Raw genomic sequence first — 23,017 nt, 5'->3', positions numbered from 1 at the left:
AATGCACTAACAGTATTCAATCCGTTAGAATTAAGCAAAGTTAATCTAAGATATTGACATGGAAATACCCTACAAGGACATATCAAAAATTCTTATTATCCGTTTGAGTGCCATCGGTGATGTTGTCCGTGTTATCCCCGCAATGGAAGCCATTCGAATTGCCTATCCGAACGCACAAATAGATTGGGTAACCGAAAATAAAGCCAGCGATGTAATTAATGGTCATCCTGCATTAAACAATTGTATTGTATTCGAACGCAGTAAACATATCCTTACATCATTAAGAAATTTTTTTACTATATGTAGACAAATTAGAGAAAACCAATATGACCTTGTTATAGATTTTCATGGAATCTTAAAAAGCGGACTTATATCCTTTTTATCAAAAGCCCCTTATCGTTTTTCGTTTGCACCTCCTCGGGCACAGGAATTTAGTTATATATTCGCTACACATCGAATTTCATTACCTACGGATAAAATTCTCACACGGATAGAAGAAAACTTTATCCTTGCTAAGGCTATAGGAACAGAAACAATAGATGACTGGATTGGAATGGTATTTCCTATCGAAATCGAACAAGAAATACAAGATTTTATAAACACTCTTTGTGAAACAAATAAAAAATTAATTGTAATTCATCCGCCTGTAGAACGACCTGAAAAACAATGGCCTCTTGAACATTTCGCAAAACTTGCAGATATGCTTATTTCCGATGGGAGATTTGAAGTTTTATTCACCTGGGGACCCGGACAACTCGATACCATCAAACAAATAACAAAATATATGCAATATCCTGTGCTTGTTTGTCCCCAACTCCCTACCTTAAAACATCTGGCATTATTGATTGCGCACTCCTCCGTTTTTATATCCGGCGATACAGGACCTATGCACTTAGCATGGCTACTTCACCAACCTGCCATTTGTATCTTTGGCGGAACAAACCCACAACAACATGCCCCGCAAGGACCCCAATTTCGCACCCACTACAAAGGGACAATTCCCTTCCCTAAAAAAATCTCACTACAACAAGCACAAGAAAACCTAAAAAAAATCACCCCCGAAGAAGTCTTCAAATCCGTATTAGATTTAACAAAATAAAATTTTTACTATCTTATTAAAATGCTTTTTTCAGATGAATCATTTGTTATTCTATAAATAACAAAGTAAAAAAGGAGACCCTTATGAAAATTGCTATTACTTCAGATATCCATTTAGGAGATAGCGAATCAAGACTTGATCCGAATTGTTCAGGGTATAACAAAGGTCATTTATTTTACGAATTCGTAGATTTACTTTACAATCATTCTCCTCGAGGACCTGTTGATTATCTAATATTAAATGGAGATATCTTAGATTTTTCTATAAATTCCTTTGCAAACTCATGTAATATCGCTAAAAAATTTTTCAGGAAATCAAAAAAAAGGACAAAGTATAGTTAAGCAAATTATATATATTCCAGGAAATCATGATAAACATATATGGGATGCTGTTGAATGGGAAGTAAATGTTATCAGGAAATTAGAAAAACACAAAGATACAAGAGCATTTAAAAGGACCCAACCAGGGATCATAGATTTATCAACAAACTCGAAAGACAAAAATTTGTTATTACCCGGAGTAAGCTATGTCGAAGGAGAAAATAGATACGGTAACCTTTTTTTAGAAGGACTTTTTGAAAGTGAAGATAATAAATTACCCATAAACATTGTATACCCGAATCTATACATTAAGGTAAATGACTGTATATATATAATTACTCATGGACATATGTTTGATACACCCTGGGTTTTACTTTCTGAACTTTTAGAAAGATGGAAAAATATTGAATGTGGCGAGATTCAACATTTTGAAGAATACAACTACCCACTCACATCTATAATTTGCACAGGTGTAGGACAGGGAGGGGATGTTTCTGATTTGCTCTACAATTACTAACTGATATACGAAGAGATAAAAACACAAAAAATCTTGAACAAATGATTGGTTATATGTTATCTCGTTTACCAATAATTTTTGGGAAAAATTTATTTCTACTTAAAAGCAAAAAAGTAAATACCTTCATCACAAAAATAATAATCTGGTATCTTCTTAGAAAAAAGGGTATAGAGAACCCAAGAGATAATGACTTATTTCCTGATACCAAAAATAATCCTGCTCAAAAAGAACGACTAAAAAGATTTTATGAAGCAAGTTTAAAACAATTAGAGAAAATATTGCCAAATACAGACAAAAATAAAGAAAACAAATCAGAAAGAGAGTTAAAAACAGTCGGCATTATATTTGGACATACCCATGTTGCTAATAAGAAAGATTCTCGTTTGTTGGATAATATTAACATAGATATATACAACACAGGAGGATGGTTGAAAAGTACCAAAAAAGGTGCAGAGATTTTCTTTTTTGATAACGACGGTAATTTAATAAGTAAAAATATTAATGAGATCTCTAAATAAAAAGGTTACTTAATTTTTGGAATGAGTTATAGAACTATTATACCGTTCTTGAAGTGACAAAATTATCAAAGAAAAGAAATTCTTTACTTTCTCTCCTCTGTTTATTTTTTTATTGCTTTCTTTTTTATTAAAATAAATCAGCCGATTATTTGGAAATTTTGGAGTTATTTTGTTTTCGGTAAGTAGAAAAACTATTTCTAGTCGGAGAATTATTATGAAAAAGAATAATCGTATGTGTATAGGTAAATATTTTTTTGTTTTATCTTTTGCACTTTTCTGTTTAGGGATTAGTGCTTTTTCTTATGGTCGTGATAAAGGAAAAGCAGTAGATGTAAATGTCAATAAAATTTATATAAAGTTATACGATATGGAGGGAAAACCTTTAACAACCTCCGTAATGGCGTTTAAGGACATAAAAAGGGACTGTATTGCTGATGCAGGTATACTTGATTCGGAAGATTATACTCCTGAATTGGAACTTGTTTCAGGTGCAATTAAAGAAGTAGAACCGGGGAAATATGAGGTATTGAAAACAAATATAAAACCGCTGTGGATACGGACATTGTTACCATTGCCGGGTTTAGGTAAGATTTGGTTTTCATTAGACCCCAAAGGTTATAGGTTTGATTCAGATGCAACTAAAGAGATAGATGGAATAGCCGAGATAGAAAAGAATTTGATAAATATGTTTAATCCCATTTTGAATGGAGGGGGCGTATGCAGTGATAGTGGGCTGGTAGGTTGTTTTGCACGCCAATTAACAAAAGATGGAAGTCTTTCATATACTGAAGAACCTAATGCTCCAGAGAGGATATATAGGAATATCTACAAACTTTCCTCGTTAAAGTCATCTATAGTTGATTCGGATATTTTTTCTCTCTGGTATTCCCCTGTGATAGAGAAGGTAGGTCTTGATGAAGGTGTTCCAGAAACAAAATTAGAATTTATTCCTTTAGATATAGCACGGAACGAATACGAATCGTTTCAGTTGGTAATTCGTCCGAAGCAGACTTTGGAGAATCTTTCCATTGTTGTTCGGGATGCAGTAACCGATAATGGAAATGTTCTTAAAAGTTCGGATTTTAAGGTATTTCGTGTGGGTTATATTCGAGTTGTTGAACCCACCGATGCGTTTGGTCAACCAAACAAAGATTATCCCGACCCCATTATTCCACTTAACCAATCGTTTCAACTATCGGTGAATGAAAATGCAGTATTTCTATTCCGATTGAAGACATTGCCAAGTCAGGCTTCAGGAATATACAAAGGAAAAATAGAAATACATACATCGCAAAAGACAGTAGAAGTTCCGTATCAGGTTCAGGTATATGCCTATACCTTACCTGATACAACGAGCACCGAAATAGCGTATGGTGTTTATCCCGATTATGCTTATCATGGTCCATTGAATGATGAACAGAAGAAAGAGGTATTTGGGTTATACATGGATTTATGTGCTGAATATCGAATCAGTCCTTATTCTCCTCATGCTTTCGCACCGATTCAATGGGTATTTGAAGGGGAACCACCCGAGCCAAAGTTGGATTTTTCCGAATTTGACAAAGCAATGGAGAAATATCTGGACCAATACCATTTTACTTCTTTTAATATGGGGGGCTTACCGAGAGAACTAAACGGGGCAGAACAATATAGTCCTGAATATGTTCGGTTATTTACATTGATATTTCAAAAAGTTCAGGAGCATTTGAGGGAAAAAGGTTGGTTGCACAAAGCCTATTGGTATTGGGTAGATGAACCTATGAAAGAGAGTTATCCCGAGGTTAAAAAAGGATTAGAATTATTAAAATCTTCTTGTCCTGAAATACGCCGATTACTAACTTTACATATAGAACAAACTCCTGCTCCTGATTTTTATAATCTGGTAAATTTGTGGGTACCTATAGCAGCCAGATATGACGCAAAAAGAGCCTGGTGGAGACAGGAATTGGGTGAGCAAGTATGGTGGTATGTTTGCACAGGACCTCGCTGTCCCTATGCTAACAATTTTATTGACCATCCCGGGATAAATCATAGAATTCGATTCTGGCAAGCCGATAAATATGGGTTGGATGGGGACTTGTACTGGTCGCTTACCTATTGGCTGCAAAATCCCTGGGAACAAGCAATGTCCGTTCCTCCCGATGGTAAAGGAACATGGGGTAATGGTGATGGGCGATTATTTTATCCTCCACAGCCACAAAAACCAACAGAGCCCCTTGTAGCCCCGCCGATACCCTCTCTCCGATTGGAATTACTTCGAGATGGAATTGAGGATAGAGAACCGCTTGTATTTTTAAGTCAAATCCAATATTCCCGAAATGGATATAATAGTGTTTTAGCCCGTGAAGTAAGAAATGAGGTTTTAAACAATCTGATTTCTTCTTTGACTGTCTATGAACAGAACCCATTCCTATTTTATCTAAACAGATTAAAACTTCTATCTACTGCCTCCACTTTATTCCAGTCCCAGAATATTAAATAAGGTAAAAAATTATAGGATATAGATAACAATTAAAATTATCATTTTTAAAATCAAAAAGAAGGAAATTTATATGGAAAAAGGGCTTTATGAAGCAGCCGAAGTGTTAGGTAATTATATTAATTCTTTGTCTATTGTAGCCATTCTGATAGTTACTTTGATAATTGACACAATAACATTACCTTTTAGATTTGCCCTTGCCCTGCTAATGTAAAAGCACTTGAAGAAAAAATAAGATTTTTCTTTTTTAAATTTTACTTAGGAGTATCGCCAAATATTGTATGGAGAAAATACAGATATTGGGGATTTAAGAATATTTTAATTGGTAATTTATCCAAAAAGGAGACTCTCGTAATACTATCGGAAATGTTCATATCCTTTGATAGAAGGGACAACTCCATCTACGCGGACACCCTGCCATTCCTTTGTTACATATCCTATTTCTGTAATGCCACAAGAAAATTTTTTGTTAAATTTATTTTGAATTTTTTTCCATTTCTCTTGGGGTACTGTAACAAGCAATTGATATTCTTCCCCACCGCCCAATATAAAGTTATCAATTGATAAATTATGCTCCTTGCAAAATATCGATAGTTCTTCCGAAATGGGAATTTTCTGCTTATGGATATTTATCCCTACACCTGACATCTCCGCAATATGCTCTGCATCCGTTAGCAATCCGTCGCTTATATCAATCATAGCACTTACATTCGCCTTTGTGCAGAGCCATTTCCCTTCTTGTATTCGTGGAACAGGATACCATTGAGAACGCCATAGGAATGTTTCGGGTAAATCCTTTTGAAGAGCAACCAATCCTGCTGATGAATTTCCTAAGGTCCCCGTTACAGCAAGAATATCTCCTGGTTTCGCACCTGACCGTGTAATATACTTCTTATGAATAGCCTCACCAATTACAGTAACATCAATAACAATTTTGTCGTCATAAGAAGTCGTTGTATCTCCCCCCACAATAACCGCATTTACAAACTTTGTGGCTTCCATCATTCCTTCATATATACGCTCAACTTTTTGCACCGAAATCCGTTTGGGTAATGCCATTGAGACCAATGCCCAGCGAGGTTCTCCTCCCATGCTTGCAATATCGCTCCAGGCTGATGCCATAACTTTCCAGCCGATAGCCGTCGGTGGAAATTTATCGGATAGGAAATGGACATCTTCTACAGACATATCTGAAGAGATAAGAAGAAATTTGTTCCCTACTTTTACTACGGCACAATCATCCCCCAGCGGCAATACTACCTTCTTGTCTTGTGCCTGTTGGACTAATAATTCCACTCTTTTAATCAATTCCAATTCACCAATATCTTGAAGGCTAATCATACGGTTGCGGGTCTAACTCCTTCCATGCTTGATGTAAAAAATCGAATAAATCTCCTGCCGTCATACTCCGTGGATGTAATGCTCGTTCTGCAAGGTCGCCTGCTCTACCATGGAGCCATACTCCTAACTGACACGCTGGATAGGGTAATACTCCCTGTCCAATAAGTCCCGCAATAAGCCCGGCAAGTATATCCCCCGTTCCTCCTTTGGACAAACCATGTCCGCCCGTTGTATTTACCGCATAATCTCCATCAGGGCTTGCAATTACTGTATGGCAACCCTTTAAAACAACAAACACACCCATTTGCCTTGCAAAATCAACGGCACATTGTTCCCTATCTTGCTGTATCTCTTTTATAGATTTTTTTATTAAGCGGGACATTTCTCCGGGATGCGGTGTAATAACAGGGGCGCCTTTACACATTCGTAAAATGCCCGGATTATTACTAATAGCATTCAATCCATCGGCATCAATTATCAAAGGAGCCTCAATTTGTGGCAATATCTTTCTAACAAAGTTTATGGTGGACGGATGCTGACTTAATCCCGGTCCTATTAGAACTGCATTTTTATCTCTCGAAAATTCCACAATTTTTTCTGCCCCCTCTTCTGCAAATGTCCCTTCCTTCGTTGACGGCAGCGGATAAAAAATAATTTCCATTAGATTACTTGCAACCACATCCACAATAACCGATGGTATTGCCAATGTAACCAAACCTACACCGGAACGCATACCTGCACACGCAGAAAGTTTTGCCGCACCGGTATAATATCGTGAACCTGCAATAACAAGAAGATGCCCAAACCTTCCTTTATGGTCATGCTTTGACCGTATCGGCACAAACTTCTGCAAATCAGCCACATTTATTAAATTATTCATAACTATATTTCCTGTCTTTATACACAATTATAAAACATACACCATTATATACATAAACTTGAATAATAGAAGTGTTTTATTTCTATTATATTATTTTCATATCGTTTCTTATATTCCAACAAAGCTGTCTTTAAATTCCAAATTTGAATTTACATCAATCCCTTTCCCAGCAACGCACATTTTCTGCTCCTAATCCACTTATAATTGTTCAGGGATTTTATAAACCTATTTCAGTTAAAATATAAGGAAAATAAATAAAACTATTTGGTAAAACACAAAAATCTTTGTTCATTATAAAACGACCTTTTAATAAAAGCATCCTGAATTTATGAAGCGTTTTGATGAAGAAATTGTTTCCGGGAATGTGCTAAATTCCCTGTGGAAATTAACCTGGCCATTAGTTCTATTAAACCTAATCAATGGGATGCATGGATTTATTGACCAGGTGTTAATAGGTCATTTTGTTCCCGGGGAAAATAATGAGGGTAATGCAGCAATTGGTGTAGCGTGGCAATTATTTATTGTGATGGTAGTTTTAATTGCTTCGATTTCTCACGGGATGAATGTCTTAATAGCAAGACATGCCGGACGACAAGACCGTAAAATGGTAAGCACTATTTTTTTTGATGCGTTTTTAAGCGGTGCTTTTTTTCTAATCGGAATTGTGGCTCCTTTAGGATACCTTTTTAGTCCGCAACTATTACACTTTATTGGTGTTGAAGAAACGGTTTATCGTCTATCACTTCCTTATTTACGACTTCTATTCATATTCAACTGGACACTATTCTTGATGATTTTACTTACAGGGGCGTTTCAAGCAGCAGGAGAGCCCAAATTAGCGTTGATGTTAAATATGTTGAATGCAGGCTTGAATATTGTTATCAGTTTCGCCCTTATCACGGGGTTGGGTATATTCCCATCATTAGGAGTTATAGGAGCAGGTATAGGAACGGTTCTGGCTCCCGGAATTTCTTTATTATTGGCTTTCTATTTAATGTTACGCGGAAAAACATTAATTCAATTACCTTCCCGATGGTATTGGTTCCCTAACTTTCATATTTTAAAAATGATTATTCGTGTTGGATTACCAACAGGAATACAAGGCGTTGTCCTGAATATTGCAGGGGTTCTCTTAATAAAATACATTAGTAGCATGCCCAATAGCACTGCGGGACAGTCTGCTTATACGATTTGTTATACACAATTATTTTCCATAGTAACATGGACATCCTTTGGACTTCGTTCTGCATGTTCTACTGTGATGGGGCAAAATATGGGAGCCGGAAATCCTCAACGGGGCAAAAAGGCAGTTCGGGCAGGTGCTTATTTAGGAGCCTTATGGGGCGCCACAATTGGAACTATTTTTGTTTTTTTCCCAACCCCTTTGCTGTATATATTTAATGCTCAATCCGAATTAGTTTTGAATTATGGAAAGGCTTTACTACAATGTTTGGCTTTTTCAGGAATTTTGCTTTCCTCAACCCTTGCTATGACAGGAGGCATTCAGGGTTCCGGGGCAACGCGATTACCTATGATAATTGCTATGGTATCGCAGTTTGGTGTGTTGTTAGGGGTATGTGAAGTGCTTTATCTCTTAGATATGTTAAATATTTATCGTATCTGGTATGTTATTCTGTTGGCTCATTTTGTTCGATATATACTAACATTAACGGTATTTCAAACAGATGGCTGGACAAAAACAAAGGTAGAAATTGCCCCGCAACTGGAAATTGTAGAGTAAAAAGATATTTGTTTTGTAGATAGATTTCAAAATACTATGGTTTTTACAGCCAAGGGGGATATTATTAAGACATATTTTATATGGAAGTGTAAATTCTCTCATATAACTATTCATTTTTTATCAGGTTAAATAGATTTATCAAACCGTTTTTATGAAGACTAAACAATCACAATTCGATTATATGTATGTTTTTGTGATATGATTGAGCATTTAAGTGGATTAAAATCCGACATTAACCTTATATAACAGGATGTATAGCCATGTTTTGTCCTATTGATAGAGATGAACTTTTGTATCTTACACTTCAGGAAGATATAGGGCTGGGAGATAAAACAACGAATGCTGTTGTCCCACCGGATAGAAGGTGTAAAGTAAAAGTAATTGCGAAGGCGGAGGGAATTATCAGTGGAATTGAGGTATTCCGTAGATTATATGAACTCAACGAAGCAGAAATAGAAAATTGGGAATCCGTTACGGATGGAACACATATACGAAAAGGAGAAATTATTGCTTCTTTTGAAGGGAATGCCCATGCCGTGTTAAGCGCTGAACGCGTATCTCTTAACTTCTTAAAACATCTTTCAGGAGTTGCAACACTAACGCATAAATTTGTATCCCGGGTAAAAGATTTGTCTGTACGGATTTGTCATACTCGAAAGACCATGCCATTACTCCGAGCCATGGAGATTGATGCCGTAGTTCATGGAGGAGGACATCGGCATCGGTTTAACCTATCAGACGGAATATTAATAAAAGAAAATCATTTAGAAATAGCAGGAGATATAGCCTCAGCCATCCGTAATATTCGCGAACGCATTTCTCATCTGGAACGGATAGAAGTTGAAGTAATAACTCTGGAGCAGGTTAAAGAATCATTAAAAGCGGGGGCAGACGCTATCTTGCTGGATAATATGGAGTTAGAGGAAATAAAGGCAGCAGTAAAGATAGCCAAGGGACACCCGGTACTATTGGAAGCAAGTGGAAATATAAATTTAGAGCGTGTTCGTCCTGTAGCAGAAACCGGGGTTCACATTATTTCCGTAGGAGCAATAACCCATTCTGTTTCTGCGTTAGATATTTCGTTATTAATAGAAAGGATATAATACAATAAATAAAGATAGATACTTTCCCATTATTAAATGCCCGATGGGTAGGAAGGTATAACTATGTTATTGGTTATTGATGTTGGAAATTCAAATATTGTTCTTGGTATCTATCATAAGGATAAGTTACTAAATCACTGGAGGGTTGTAACATCCAATTATCGAACCGGAGATGAGTTTTATTTATTAATAAACATGTTATTTTATTCCTCCAATATTAAGATTTCTCAAATTCGGGGATGTTGTATTTCCAGCGTAGTACCGGATATCAATTCTGCTTTATATGATTTGTGCAAACGCGCTTTTGGGTTTGAGCCTATAATGGTTGAACCGGGAATACGCACAGGGATTGTTCTCCAATGTGATAATCCGAAAGAAGTGGGCGCCGACCGTATTGTAAATGCTGTAGCAGGGATTGAAGAATACGGAGGTCCCTTAATCATAGTAGATTTTGGCACTGCCACAACTTTTGATGTAGTAACAGCCAAATCCGAGTGGTTGGGTGGAGTAATTGTGCCTGGCATACAATTATCCGCAGATGCCTTGTTTGAACACTGTGCCAAGTTACCACGAGTAGAAATTAGCATCCCCCCCTCTGTTATCGGTCGGGACACTGTAACCAATATTCGTTCCGGTCTTACCTATGGATACGCGGATTTGGTAAATGGATTGATAAAACGGATACGCTCGGAGATGGGAACACCTGCCCGTGTTCTTGCAACAGGGGGACTTGCGGAAACCATAGCCCAATTAGCAAAAAATATTGATGTGGTTGACCCTTTGTTAACATTAAAAGGATTGAAAATTATTTATGAAAAAAACGCCCGAGGCACTGTGTAATGAGATGGATAGCGGTATTTATAATATGTATAATTCTATTATTTTCCTGCGGTAAAAAACCGTCTGCAACCACACCTCCCCCTGAAACAACCGTTCCTCAACATCCATCCATAGATAATATGAATGTCTCTTCTGTAGATTTGTACCATCATGACCCTCGCCCTACAATAGGTGAAGCACGAAAACCCACATTATGGTTACACGCCGAAAAGTTCGCTGTTATTGATGAAAACACATGGAAGGTTGAGGATGTGCATGCTGTTATTTACGATGTCCAATCCGGTACAGAACATATAAAAATTTCCGCAAAGGAAGGCGTTTTTGAAAAAATGAATAAAGCTTCTCTTAAGGGAAATGTAGAGGCACAAATGAATGATATAATATTTAATACGGATGGTATTGAATGGAGCAATCGAACAGAAACAGAACCCGCCCGTATATGGACGCATGGTAAAATTGCGGTACAGGGCACAGATTTACATCTGGATGCAGGGAATTTAATTATATATCCTGAAACAAAAGAATTTGAACTGGAAGAAGTATCCGGGCAAGTCCCGCTTATATTGAGGAATACAACATGAAGAAAATAGCAACTGTATTATTTATTTTATTATTGATTTTTACCATACATATCCAAATGCATGCTCAAGAGAGTATGAGTTTGGGCAAATATTCCTCTATGAAAATCGAAAAGGTAGGAAAATTAAAAGGGACGCTAAACCAAGGAATGAGCATACGCGAAATGAGTGGAGGGGTAAGCATCGTTTTATTGTCTCAAGAACCCAATACCCCTAACATGCCTATCAAAGCAGATAAAATGACCTTTGAATGGGAAGAGGGTCGAAATTCACCAGTACTTATTCGTATGGAAGGAAAAGTGTATCTTGAACATCCCGAAGGGAAATTGACCGCAGAAAAAGCCGTTTGGGACTTTAAAAAAGAAATTGTTGAGTTTACAGGAAATCCAATGTTAGATAGTCCTAAAGCACAAGGATTGAAAGGCAGCAAAATTGTTATGGATTTTAAGAACAATATCATTGATATTGAAAATCTACAAGCAGATATGATACCGATACAAGTAGAAGGAGGAGGTTCTGAAGGTGGCGTAGAAACAGGATTACCTCTCCTTACGGAAAGTGATGTATCCGATTGGAATGGATTTATTGCGGAATTAAAGAAACAAGGACAAGATAATGAGATGACACCCGGTAAATACCTGTTGAGTAAATTTGATGGGGACGCCAGAAGTCAATTTTTATCCGCTCCTAATGATTTAATCTTAAAAAGAAAACAGGATTTGATTAAACAAATCAATCGGTTATTACGGAAACCTGATTTTTATAATAAAGAAGCGTGGGCAAAAATAACTCTACCGGAAACGGCAAAAGAACTTCTACAGAAGGGAACATTAACAGCAGAAGAACAGGTGCGGTTAAACCGTTTACTGCTACAATGTGCCTTCCCTGATGTGATAAAACCTCTTTGAGGGAGGGGTTTATGACTTCTGAAAAATTATTGGAAACTCAAGGATTGGTCAAATCATTTCGGAAACGCGTAGTAGTCCGAAATGTTTCGTTGTGTTTAAATAGAGGTGAAATCGTAGGGCTATTAGGACCTAATGGAGCTGGAAAGACAACAACCTTTAATATGGTCGTGGGGTTATTTAAGCCCGATGAAGGAAAAGTTTTTTTCATGGGACAGGATATTACCCGTTTCCCCATGTATCGTAGAGCCCGTGCGGGAATTGCCTATCTAGCTCAGGAACCATCTGTATTTCGTAATCTAACGGTAGAACAAAATTTATTAGCGATATTGGAATTTTTACCGGGCAGTCCCATGGAACATAAAGAAAAAGCCCACCAACTATTAAAAGAATTGAATATAGAACATCTATCCAATCAATATGCTTATACCCTTTCAGGTGGAGAGCGTAGAAAGACGGAGATTGCCCGTGCTTTAATCACAGAGCCTAAGGTATTTCTTTTGGATGAGCCCTTTGCGGGAATAGACCCAATTGCTATCAGTGAATTACAAAGTATGGTAAAGGAATTGAAAAAACGGGGTATTGGTATTCTAATTACTGACCATAATGTGCGGGATACTTTAGCAATTACAGACCGTGCCTATATCATCAGCGAAGGGCAGGTTATATGCACCGGAACACCCGAAGAAGTATCCGCAGACGAACGCGTTCGCAAGGTATATTTAGGCGAACAGTTTCAATGGAACTCCTGATTACATAAGCGAGGTGCTAAAATACCGTTCTGCTCGGTCAGGAAGTACTGTGGCAATATTGCCAGAGATTTTTTGTGCCATAATGCGTGCTGCCCATACATTGGCTCCGGAGGAAATCCCAACCAGAAGTCCATAATCCCGTCCTAACGCACGCGTTGTTTCGATAGCATCTTCATCCGTTACCTCTACAACTTCATCAACCATGGAAACATCCAGTATCGGCGGGATGAAACCATCTCCAATACCCTGAATTTGATGTAAACCCGGCTCATGTCCCAATAAAGCAGAAACATTTTTCGGCTCTACGGCAACAATTCGAACATCAGGCTTATGTTCCTTCAAAAATTTACCCACTCCTTGCAAAGTTCCTCCACTACCCACTCCTGCTACAAAACAATCAATATTTCCGCCTGTTTGTCGCCAGAGTTCACGAGCCGTCTCTTCATAATGGACACGGGGATTGTCTGGATTTTCAAATTGTTGAGGGACGAAAACATTGGGGTCGCTTGCTTGAATTTCCTTAACCTTGTTGACCGCTCCCATAATACTCTCCTCTGCCGGGGTCAGGATAAGTTCCCCTCCAAGAGCCTTAATCAATTTTTTCCGTTCCGCACTCATATTTTCGGGCATAACAATACAAACACGATACCCTTTCAATCGGCCTACTAATGTAATACCAATTCCTGTATTGCCGGAGGTCGGTTCAACAATAACACAACCGGGCTTCAGCTTACCATTACGTTCAGCCCCTTCTAACATGGCTAACGCTACACGGTCTTTGATACTTCCTCCGGGATTTAAAAATTCTGCTTTTGCGAAAATATGCTCGCCCTTTAATTGAATAAGGGGTGTATTTCCGATTAAGTCAAGAATATTATCTGTTAACATAATGACACCTCAAATACTATTGGCTTTAATATTTTGCAAGGATACTTTCATAAATTTGCTTGAATGTTTCATATTCCTGAACAGACAACCTTTCTCGATTTTCAAAATAGGGATTATTTTCAATTGTCCGAGGACATTCATTTACAGGATAGCCCTGTTCCGTAATATAGCGTTTGAAAAATTCTACTGCATTTGGACATTTTCTCACAAGCAGATTTACATCCTCTTGTGCTTGCATACACCCTTCTATATCGCCCTTTTCATATCGTTGTACCATAGCATTGATTATTTGGGGGTTCAGACTGGTTCCCTGACCTATACATGCACGACAACCTAACATAAGCCCAGCATAAAATACGGTCTCATTCCCGACAATTAATGAAAAATTTTCATCTCGTACAGCACGGGCTAAGTCGAACAAATAACCGCCATCAGCAACGGAAACCTTCCCAGCAACAAGATTATCTATCTTCGCAAGTTTTTTTAATAATTCAGGTTTTAAACAATATTCAGGCTTTGTGCCAGGGGGTTGATAAAATAAAACGGGGATTTTTACAGCCGAACAGACCGTTTCAAAATAATAATATATCACATCTGCAAGGGTTTCATTGTCTTTAGGAAATAATGCTTCAGGGACAGATAAAACCACACCATCCGCACCTATTCCTTCCGAAAAACGACTTAATTCAATCGCCTGTTGAATATATTTCTGGGGGTCAGGACGACGGTCATAATTACGGTCCCAAATGCCACTACATCCAATAAGCACTGCCGAATGCCCTTTTACTACCTTACAGGCAATTTCTGCTAATTGTTTTACTTCTTCAAAGGAAAAGGCATACATCTGTCCCATGCCCGAACGAATAAAAAACGCAGAAATAGAACCTTTCTTTAACATATATTCGAGCAAACGCATTTGCCCATCAGGGTCAAGGGAACCATCTTCCTTAAAAACAGTAAATGTTGGTGCAATACTACCATAAACATACTCGGGTATACGCATAAGAAAACTCCACTACATTACTTTAAGATTGAATTAGAAATGATATACGAAACAATGATTATGATTACATATTTTCTGATAATTTTCCAAATGAACAAATTACTGCCATTTTGAAATAGGACAAATGTGACAGATAGGACGGATGAGACGAATGGGGAAAAAACATGATACATTATTATTTTTGAATAATTCAGATGAATCGTCCCCGCTTCTGGTATTTTTTCGTTCCTCATCCTTCCAATCGTAACATACAAATCCTGTGTATCCTGTAAATCCTGTTAAATTATTTTTACCACAAATCCTGTAGAGGCGAAAATTTTTTCGCCTTTACCCCTCTGTGTTCTTTGTGTTAAGTTTCCTTTGTGTCCTCTGTGGTTAATTCTTTTATCCCAAGACCATACAACGAAGTAGGAGCACGGTATACCGTGCCCCTACGATTGGGAGAGAAAATATAATCTGTTACCTATGTCTTAAAGGTAAGCATATAAAAAATATTGAAGTCTGTATTTTCTATGAAGCAAATATTTCTGTTAATTTGTTGCTAACTACTTCTTGTTTATTTGAAGGTATTCGTTAATTTTTCGGCGGTGTTAATTCTTTTATTTCACCGGGTTGGAATTTCAAATCCATTTTTTCATTAGTAAATGGAGAAAGTATCGTGCATTGAGTCCCTATATCCGATTGAATAACGACTTTTGTTATCTTTCCTGCTTTCCTTTCTGCAGAAACCAAGAAACCTCCTTCTGCTCGAAGTTGATAAAAAGATACATCTTTCCAATCATCAGGAATACATGGGAATACTCGTATCAAACCATTATGACTTTGCAATAACATTTCCTGAACCGCTGTTCCTGATGCAAAATTTCCTTCTAATGTAAAGGGACGGTATGTAAAATCACTATACCCTTTACCGGATTGGTCTCCGTTGCAATGGAAACTATTCGGTAGAACGAAAGCTTCTGAGAAAATTTTTATGTTTTGAATTGCATCCTGAACTCTACCTGCGCGAGCAGATAAAATACCTTTCCATGCAAAACTGTATCCACACCATTGGGAAGTGCCCAATTTATCAAGATAATCTAAAGATTTATTTATAACCTCCATATCTCTGGCATCATACGGATTTAACATTCCTAATGGGAATATCGCCATTAAATGAGAAAAATGGCGGTGAGAATGATGTAATACATAGTCTTTTGCTACTAACAGTCCTTCTTTTTCAGAAACCCAGAGTTGCGGAAATTCTTCAGCAATTGCTAACCATTGTTTTTGTTCTTCTGTTTTACCAAGAATTCCTGCTAATTCGGCTGTAGATGTAAATAACCAGCGAATAAGGGATAAATCGTAATTGGTTAACTCATCAAACCATGCATTAGGCTTGTTATCGTTAATTTCCGGAGAGGAACTTAACGGAAGTTTTCTCTTTCCATCTGCCGAACGACTATCTTTCGTTATCGCATCAAGAAAAACCGCACAATCGTGCAGGTAAGGATAGGCTCGCTGTTCTAAAAAATTTTTATCATTGGTATATTTCCAATGCCAATAGAAATGATGCGATAGCCAGGCCGCTGTTGTTGCAGAATGCGTGTATTGTCGCCAACCCCCGATTTGTCTACCAATAATATCCGTTGTCATGGCAACATTCAATCCCGGCATATTAAAAAACTTCTGTGTCCATTTAAAACATTCATCACGGATATTCCATAACCACTCAATAAAGTATCGTTCTTGTTCCAATCGGTTGCCCGAATAGGCTATCCAATACGACATCTCTGTATTCAAGTCATGGTGGTAGTCTCCCTTCCATGGTGGTCGCTTTCCGTTATCTGCTGTCCAGGGGCCTTGTAAGGCAATTGGATAGACACCTCCTGCAGCACCAAATTTGTAAGTTTCGTGATACCAGCGTTTTTCTATCACATCATCTGGTATTGATATATAAGTCTGTTTCCAATATTTTTCCCACCACTGAACATGTGTTTGAATATAATTTTTATAATTTTTATTCAGCACCCCTTTAACATATTCTTCTGCAATAGACAACGGCTCTGTTGTTTCATTACTTGAAGGTATTATTGACCATGCTATCAATTGTTCATTATCACTTAATTTTAACTTGCCCATATACACTGCAAATTGAAATCCTCCCCAACCTTCCTGCACATAAGATTGAGCTTTCTCCTCTTTTCTCATTTGTGGAGATGGATATTCCAGCATTCTCAAGTCATCGTTACTCAATTTTCGGTCGTCTGTAGGCTTTCCGAATGGTGGGGCAATTAGTTCGGCACTTATATCAGGAACATTTATCAAACGAATAAATCCTAATGGATAATCCGAAAGGACATATACTTCTATTTGTCCACCCCCTGTAAGATGTGCTGAAACCATCGCACGGTCTAAATGCAATTCCATTTTTTCTATATTTTTCCCCTGTGGCAGATTTATTTTTATTCTTCCCGCAGGAATTTTTGTTGGACCGGGGTTATCATAAGGTTTTTCATACAAACTAATTAAATCATCATAGCGTCCTTCTTTCTCCCATTTTTTCATCGTTTCAAAACGATATTCTTCCTTCTCAAATTCGGGAACAGGTCGTAAATCCCATAAATCAATACGGTCAATCGAAACAATCAATGGGGAACCATCTCCCCAGACTAAAGCCCCCATAGAACCATTTCCCAAAGGTAACCCTTCATCCCAGGTCTTTGGCATTTTTGTATAAACAATATTATGCTTTTGGGCTATATCCATAGGTGATTCCGCACTAACATTAAAAACCAAAAAGTTTGACAATAACATAACAATAACAAAACAAAAACACATGACTCTTTCTCCATAGATTTTTGGTAGTTGAAAAATTCTACATACCTATAATAATGAATTGTTTTGCGTTGAGCAAATTTAAAAGCCTGTTACTAATTAATCCCAATTTAAATATATGATGATAAGAACACAGGCAATCAAGAATGCGGAGGAACTAAATTTTTGAGGAAATCCCAAGGATATATACTGGATGTATGCCCATCACTCCAGAATATACTTACAGCATAATGACCCAAAGGCTGAATTTCTTCTATCTTTATATCTTCTGGCACTTCTTCAGGTTTTAATAACGGCTCTCCTGTTAATTCATCTACACAATAAGCACATCTACATGCTCGACGAAGATTGGCTAAAGAAATTTCAGAAAACTTTCCATTTTTCCAGTCTATGATTAACTCATTCTCCTTTATGTGCACTTCCGGTGAAGATAAGGTATTTGCTCTGCGTTTGCCTATCTCGTGTTGTATCTTCTCTATTAGAGGTTCCCATATCGTATTATATTCTTCCCCGGCGTTTTTAGTAGAAGCATCATGAAAATTGGAAAGTAGGGGAATATTTGCTAATATAGGTAAGCCAAATCGTTCTTGTAAATCCGCTGTCCCATTACCGAACAAGAAATGTTTTTTTCCGCAGTTATCACAAACAAAGTAAGACATGTTTTCTATAACCCCCAGTACAGGAACATGCAACTTTTCAAACATTAAAATCCCACGAGTAACATCAACCAGTGATAATGTTTGTGGTGTAGTAACAATTATAGCCCCATCCAGTGCTACTTGTTGAAGAAGGGTTAACTGAATATCGCCCGTTCCAGGTGGTAAATCAATAATCAGGAAATCAAGCGGTCCCCACTCTGTCTGATGTATTAATTGAGAAGTATATGTTGATACCAGAGGTCCACGCAATACGGCAGGAGCATCGCCCAAAATATAACCTAACGACATAGTCAAAAGATTATCCACCTCAACAGGAAGGATTCGTTCATCAATAATGGCCACATCGGCATGCGGTCGGCTCATAAGTGTCGGTAATGATGGACCATAAATGTCCAAATCCATAAGACCAACCCTAAAACCCTTCCTCTGTAATGCCCGTGCCAAAAAAGAAGCAATAGTAGATTTTCCTACTCCACCTTTGCATGCAGAAATTGCAATAACAGCGTGAATCTGGTTTAAGGAATTTTGCTGGGACATTTGCACCCCTGCCCTTTTCCGTGATGTAAAGTGTATATTTACTTTTTTAATTCCTTCTATAGAGAGGAGTTTTTGTTCTATTTCCACTTTGAATTTTGATTGCAACGGACAGGTGGGAATCGTCAGTTCCACCGTTAAATCTACAATACCTTGCTCTGTAATAGATACAGATTTTACAAAGCCTGCCGTTACAATATCCGTATGTAAATCAGGGTCAATAACCGTTTTTAATTGCTCAAAAATCTTTGGTTTTACTATTTCAGCAGACATAAAAACTCCTCTTTACTTATCTTATATAATATAAGAGGGAAATATTTATAAAGATTTATTTATAACCCTATTTTTAACGAAACATCAGCAACCATATCAAACTTAATATCTGTTTGACTATTATATCCAGTTACATGGATGTTTCCTTCTACACATCCTCCATCCGAGAAATCTTTTATATACGGATAAATATCCACTTTGGGGTCTTTTACAAATACAATAGATTTTTTGTCATCACTAAAACTGCCCTGTCCAAAGTCAATCTCACGATCCCCTATTTTTACTTTCATTGTTAAACTCTGTAATTTAGAAAAATCTCCCTCTGTGGCAGTTATCGTAATTTTTTCAATCCATAAATTTTTTATCTCAACATTATTAACCAACATTAATAATATTCTGGAAGCTACGGGAGGTATCGGCAACTTTTCTATGGCTGTCTTTACCTGTTCTTTAATTTTTTCTATATCGAATTGACCACATACTTTCGTCAAAGTAACATCTTTATCAACATATACATCGGGTCCTCCCGGAATGGTTGCCCCTTTTATAAGAGGCGTCGTAAATTTGATGTCTGAAAGGACAATACACCCACCTATACAGCCGGACATTACAAGACAAACAACAGGGATTAAAAATAAATTGCGAATACTTTTGTGATTCATTTTCATATTCCACCCTCCTTCTTTAAGGTTGGATATTTTTAGGTTTGTAATAAAATTATACACTAAAATCCAAAAAATATCACAAATTTTTAAATTATTTTTATGGTAATGGTTCTCCCTGTACATATAATTCTTTCCATTGAATACCCGCAACACCGCCTGTATGTAGTTGCAAAGCGAAGAAACCTTCAAATAAGTTCGGTGAAGCATCTGTAAAATCAACTACTTTAATACCATTCAACCACGAAATTGTTCTATTGCCTTCCGTTTTAACTTCTATCTCGTTCCAATCCCCTTTGCGAAGAGCCCAGGCACCGGGAATTTTTACATGCGGTTCCGTCAACCAGCCACGTTTATAACTTTCATAAAGGAAACCTGTTTTTGTGGGATAGCCCGGCTCTACCTCTACCTGAACACCTGAGATAAGAGGATAACCATCCTCACGCATTTTGATACTGGAATGATAAAATAGACCATAGTTGCCTTCCCCTAACATTTTGAATTGACCCCGAACACGGAAATTCTTCCAAAGTTTTTCTGTCGCTAAATAACCTTCTGACTTTTTAGGACCACTTTTACCTACAATAACTCCATCTTCAACAACCCATTCTTCCGAGCCATAATTCTGCCAGCCAGACAAGTCCTTCCCATTAAAAAGACACTGCCATTCTCCACTTCGACCCAAATCTTTTATGCGGATATTTCTATACTCTATTTCCGCTGTTTCGGGAATTACTTCATCAGCGCGAACTTGTAAAAGTATATATCCTTTAATGTAGTTATCATCTTCAATAGTCGCTGCTAAAACATCGTGAAGATAGACCTCAATCTTAGGTCCAACGGCGACCACCTTCATACGATTCCAATCTCGCTGTTTCAGTGTCATTACTGCATCGCGAGCAGGTTCTGCTAATAAACCCCTGCCATTCTCTTCAATAATTCTGCCCGTTCCAAATCGTTCACGCGTTTCAATATTCGCCTGATAGCCATAACAATCATACTTCACTTGTTCAAGTGGAACATTTTCAGGCACTGGTAATAAAGGCAACCATTGTGTCCGAAACTGAATTCCACCATTGATGGGATTTAGAGTTCGAAATTCACACTCAAACTCAAAATCTGCAAATTCTTTTTTTGTATAAAGAAGCCATATATTCACTTGTTTATCTTTTTCTGCTGGTGTTTTTGTTAACTTTCCTTTGATAATTCCGTCCTGAATTGTCCATTCTCCCCCTAAGGGTTTCCATCCGTCTAATGTATTATTTTCAATAAGAGAGACCCAGTCTGACACCTGTGTAAACATAGTCAAACTCATCATGAGAATGAAACTACCCATATCTTTTTCCTTTCTTAAGTTGAATTACAAATTGGATTATAATTTTCAAAACAAATTCTTATATGCAAAATATTATTACTCAATCTTACAAAATAATACAAACATCCCTCTTCCTTTTGAATTCCCCTCTAATTTTTATAATTCAAACAGGTTTTATTTTACATTCGCACTCTACTTACATTTTTTGCAAGTAAACCTTTCGGTCCTTGCACCAGTTCAAAGGTTATCTTTTCGCCTTCACGAAGGGTGCGAAAACCTCTCATGCGGATTTCTGTATGATGGACAAATATGTCCTCGCCCAATTCATTAATAATAAAACCATAGCCCTTGCGGTCATTAAACCATTTAACTTTCCCGACATACCGAATGCCGGATGATGTAGATACTACCTGGTCCACTGCTTAAATCCTTCTTTAGTTTAGTTAATGTTTTCATTTTAAACTTCAATCTATACTAAATACTTCTTCGAGAAGTTTCCTAACTAATATTTTACATTATTAATATTTATTTGTCAAGTATGTTATTGTGATAATATTATTTTTTACATGCTAATTTTCCTATATTTTTTTTCCTAATTTATTATAAAAATAAAAAGTTAATTCTTTATTAATATAAAAAAAGAATAAGATTTGTCTATTTTTTCTTCCTATAGATTCTGATTTACGACTACCCATAAACAGAAACATATTCCCTCATTTTTATCAGACAGGTATAATCCTTTATAATCATTTATCTTCTGGCTTTATCAAAGGAAGGAATTTTTATGCGAGTATTAATAACAGGTGGAGCAGGTTTTATTGGTTCCCATCTATGCGAATTCCTCATTCAACGAGGCGATAATGTTATTGTGCTGGACAATTTAAGCACGGGCAAATTTGAAAATATAGAGCATATCCGTGGAGTGGAATGTATCATTGATTCCACATTAAATCAGGATATAGTCCATGACTTGGTGAAAGATGTGGACATGGTGTTTCATTTAGCGGCAACGGTAGGTGTGAACCTGGTAATCAACAATCCTATCCAGACTATTGTAAATAACATTCGTGGAACAGAAACCGTTCTCGAAGAAACCTGTCGCTATCGTCGCCCATTACTCATAACATCAACAAGTGAAGTATATGGCAAAAGTATGAAAGAAGTTTTCGAAGAAGAGGATGACCAGATTATAGGTCCTCCTCATCGTCATCGTTGGTGCTATGCCGCATCAAAAGCAATTGATGAATTTCTTGCTCTTGCTTACTGGAAAGAAAAGAGACACCCCGTTTATATCGTTCGACTATTTAATATTGTAGGACCTCGCCAAACAGGGCAATACGGAATGGTATTACCAAACTTCATTACCCAAGCATTAAAAGGGGAACCTCTTCGTGTTTTCGGAGATGGACAACAGACCCGTTCCTTTGCCTATGTTGGAGACATTGTCCCGGCTTTAGTTCAGATTATAGAGCGACCCGATTTATGTGGTAGGGTATTCAATTTGGGGAATAACAAAAGTGTTCGAATCATTGACCTTGCACATAAGGTAATTGAACTTACAAAAAGTCCCTCCACTATCCAACTTATTCCCTATGCTGAAGCATATCCCGAAGGCTATGAAGATATGAGACACCGTGTCCCTTGTTTGAAAAAGATACAACAGGCTATCGGCTACACTCCTCAAACATCCCTTGAAAATATAATCCTAAAAGTAGCCGAACACATCCAGAAAAAATTAAAGTCAGGATAAAGGACAGATTTGTATTATCCCATTTTTTGTTCACCGTTTTATA

The 23,017-nt window shown here is 37.3% G+C and carries 21 protein-coding genes; 12 read left to right on the top strand and 9 right to left on the bottom strand.

The features are described 5' to 3' along the window. The first annotated feature begins 58 nt into the window (after positions 1–58). The 5 genes from PLA12_04235 to PLA12_04215 all read left to right on the top strand — a co-directional run bounded on the left by PLA12_04235 (position 59) and on the right by PLA12_04215 (position 5,147). Complete coding sequence (locus tag PLA12_04235; protein HOQ31706.1) at positions 59–1,099, top strand: glycosyltransferase family 9 protein; 1,041 nt, start codon at positions 59–61, stop codon at positions 1,097–1,099. Between the two features lie 273 nt (positions 1,100–1,372). Beyond that, entirely contained in the window at positions 1,373–1,936 is a 564-nt protein-coding gene (locus PLA12_04230) for a hypothetical protein (GenBank protein ID HOQ31705.1), read from the top strand. A 53-nt stretch (positions 1,937–1,989) separates the two neighbouring features. After that, positions 1,990–2,454 carry a hypothetical protein gene (locus tag PLA12_04225; protein ID HOQ31704.1) on the top strand — a complete coding sequence of 155 codons (465 nt, stop codon included), beginning with the start codon at positions 1,990–1,992 and terminating at the stop codon, positions 2,452–2,454. Between the two features lie 214 nt (positions 2,455–2,668). Further along, complete coding sequence (locus PLA12_04220; GenBank protein HOQ31703.1) at positions 2,669–4,936, top strand: DUF4091 domain-containing protein; 2,268 nt, start codon at positions 2,669–2,671, stop codon at positions 4,934–4,936. 70 nt (positions 4,937–5,006) lie between these two features. Beyond that, positions 5,007–5,147 (top strand): hypothetical protein, encoded by a 141-nt coding sequence (locus PLA12_04215; GenBank protein ID HOQ31702.1) that lies wholly within the window; start codon positions 5,007–5,009, stop codon positions 5,145–5,147. A gap of 143 nt (positions 5,148–5,290) precedes the next feature. Here the strand turns inward: PLA12_04215 and thiL are convergent, their stop codons facing one another. Both thiL and PLA12_04205 read right to left on the bottom strand, forming a co-directional pair. After that, on the bottom strand, positions 5,291–6,274 hold the full coding sequence (thiL, locus tag PLA12_04210; protein ID HOQ31701.1) for a thiamine-phosphate kinase: 984 nt from the start codon (positions 6,272–6,274) through the stop codon (positions 5,291–5,293). After that, a complete protein-coding gene (locus PLA12_04205; protein HOQ31700.1) occupies positions 6,267–7,154 on the bottom strand; it encodes an NAD(P)H-hydrate dehydratase in 888 nt (295 codons plus the stop codon). The genes thiL and PLA12_04205 overlap by 8 nt, the downstream gene beginning before the upstream one ends. A gap of 328 nt (positions 7,155–7,482) precedes the next feature. Here PLA12_04205 and PLA12_04200 point away from each other — a divergent pair, with 328 nt between their 5' ends. The 6 genes from PLA12_04200 (at position 7,483) to lptB (ending at position 13,073) form a co-directional block, all read left to right on the top strand. Next, positions 7,483–8,895, top strand: a complete 1,413-nt coding sequence (locus PLA12_04200) for an MATE family efflux transporter (GenBank protein HOQ31699.1) — start codon at positions 7,483–7,485, stop codon at positions 8,893–8,895. A gap of 260 nt (positions 8,896–9,155) precedes the next feature. After that, on the top strand, positions 9,156–9,998 hold the full coding sequence (nadC, locus tag PLA12_04195) for a carboxylating nicotinate-nucleotide diphosphorylase (GenBank protein ID HOQ31698.1): 843 nt from the start codon (positions 9,156–9,158) through the stop codon (positions 9,996–9,998). Positions 9,999–10,061: 63 nt separating this feature from the next. Then, positions 10,062–10,838 (top strand): type III pantothenate kinase, encoded by a 777-nt coding sequence (locus PLA12_04190; GenBank protein HOQ31697.1) that lies wholly within the window; start codon positions 10,062–10,064, stop codon positions 10,836–10,838. After that, on the top strand, positions 10,838–11,419 hold the full coding sequence (locus PLA12_04185) for a hypothetical protein (protein HOQ31696.1): 582 nt from the start codon (positions 10,838–10,840) through the stop codon (positions 11,417–11,419). Before PLA12_04190 ends, PLA12_04185 begins: the two co-directional genes overlap by 1 nt. After that, the gene (locus tag PLA12_04180) at positions 11,416–12,324 is read left to right on the top strand and encodes an LptA/OstA family protein (protein HOQ31695.1); all 909 of its coding nucleotides are present in this window, start codon (positions 11,416–11,418) and stop codon (positions 12,322–12,324) included. The genes PLA12_04185 and PLA12_04180 overlap by 4 nt, the downstream gene beginning before the upstream one ends. Positions 12,325–12,335: 11 nt before the next feature. Next, entirely contained in the window at positions 12,336–13,073 is a 738-nt protein-coding gene (gene lptB, locus PLA12_04175; GenBank protein ID HOQ31694.1) for an LPS export ABC transporter ATP-binding protein, read from the top strand. Here lptB and cysK read toward each other — a convergent pair whose 3' ends face one another. The 7 genes from cysK to PLA12_04140 form a co-directional block, all read right to left on the bottom strand. Next, complete coding sequence (gene cysK / locus PLA12_04170; protein ID HOQ31693.1) at positions 13,074–13,961, bottom strand: cysteine synthase A; 888 nt, start codon at positions 13,959–13,961, stop codon at positions 13,074–13,076. Positions 13,962–13,986: 25 nt separating this feature from the next. Then, positions 13,987–14,964: a dihydrodipicolinate synthase family protein gene (locus PLA12_04165; protein ID HOQ31692.1), complete on the bottom strand. Its 978-nt coding sequence runs from the start codon at positions 14,962–14,964 to the stop codon at positions 13,987–13,989. Between the two features lie 573 nt (positions 14,965–15,537). Next, entirely contained in the window at positions 15,538–17,784 is a 2,247-nt protein-coding gene (locus PLA12_04160) for a glycoside hydrolase N-terminal domain-containing protein (protein ID HOQ31691.1), read from the bottom strand. A 137-nt stretch (positions 17,785–17,921) separates the two neighbouring features. Beyond that, positions 17,922–19,247 (bottom strand): P-loop NTPase, encoded by a 1,326-nt coding sequence (locus PLA12_04155; GenBank protein HOQ31690.1) that lies wholly within the window; start codon positions 19,245–19,247, stop codon positions 17,922–17,924. A 59-nt stretch (positions 19,248–19,306) separates the two neighbouring features. Beyond that, positions 19,307–19,915: a hypothetical protein gene (locus PLA12_04150; GenBank protein ID HOQ31689.1), complete on the bottom strand. Its 609-nt coding sequence runs from the start codon at positions 19,913–19,915 to the stop codon at positions 19,307–19,309. A gap of 94 nt (positions 19,916–20,009) precedes the next feature. Continuing rightward, entirely contained in the window at positions 20,010–21,245 is a 1,236-nt protein-coding gene (locus PLA12_04145; protein ID HOQ31688.1) for a DUF1080 domain-containing protein, read from the bottom strand. Positions 21,246–21,403: 158 nt separating this feature from the next. Then, positions 21,404–21,643, bottom strand: a complete 240-nt coding sequence (locus PLA12_04140; protein ID HOQ31687.1) for a cold shock domain-containing protein — start codon at positions 21,641–21,643, stop codon at positions 21,404–21,406. A gap of 365 nt (positions 21,644–22,008) precedes the next feature. On the opposite strand from PLA12_04140, the gene PLA12_04135 reads away from it, so the two are divergent. After that, the gene (locus tag PLA12_04135; protein ID HOQ31686.1) at positions 22,009–22,974 is read left to right on the top strand and encodes an NAD-dependent epimerase/dehydratase family protein; all 966 of its coding nucleotides are present in this window, start codon (positions 22,009–22,011) and stop codon (positions 22,972–22,974) included. Positions 22,975–23,017: the final 43 nt, after the last annotated feature.

Origin of the sequence: Candidatus Hydrogenedens sp. (genome assembly GCA_035378955.1) — a bacterium.
Taxonomy (GTDB): domain Bacteria; phylum Hydrogenedentota; class Hydrogenedentia; order Hydrogenedentales; family Hydrogenedentaceae; genus Hydrogenedens.
Note: the sequence above shows the minus strand (reverse complement) of the source record. Positions and strands in the feature narration are given on the sequence as shown.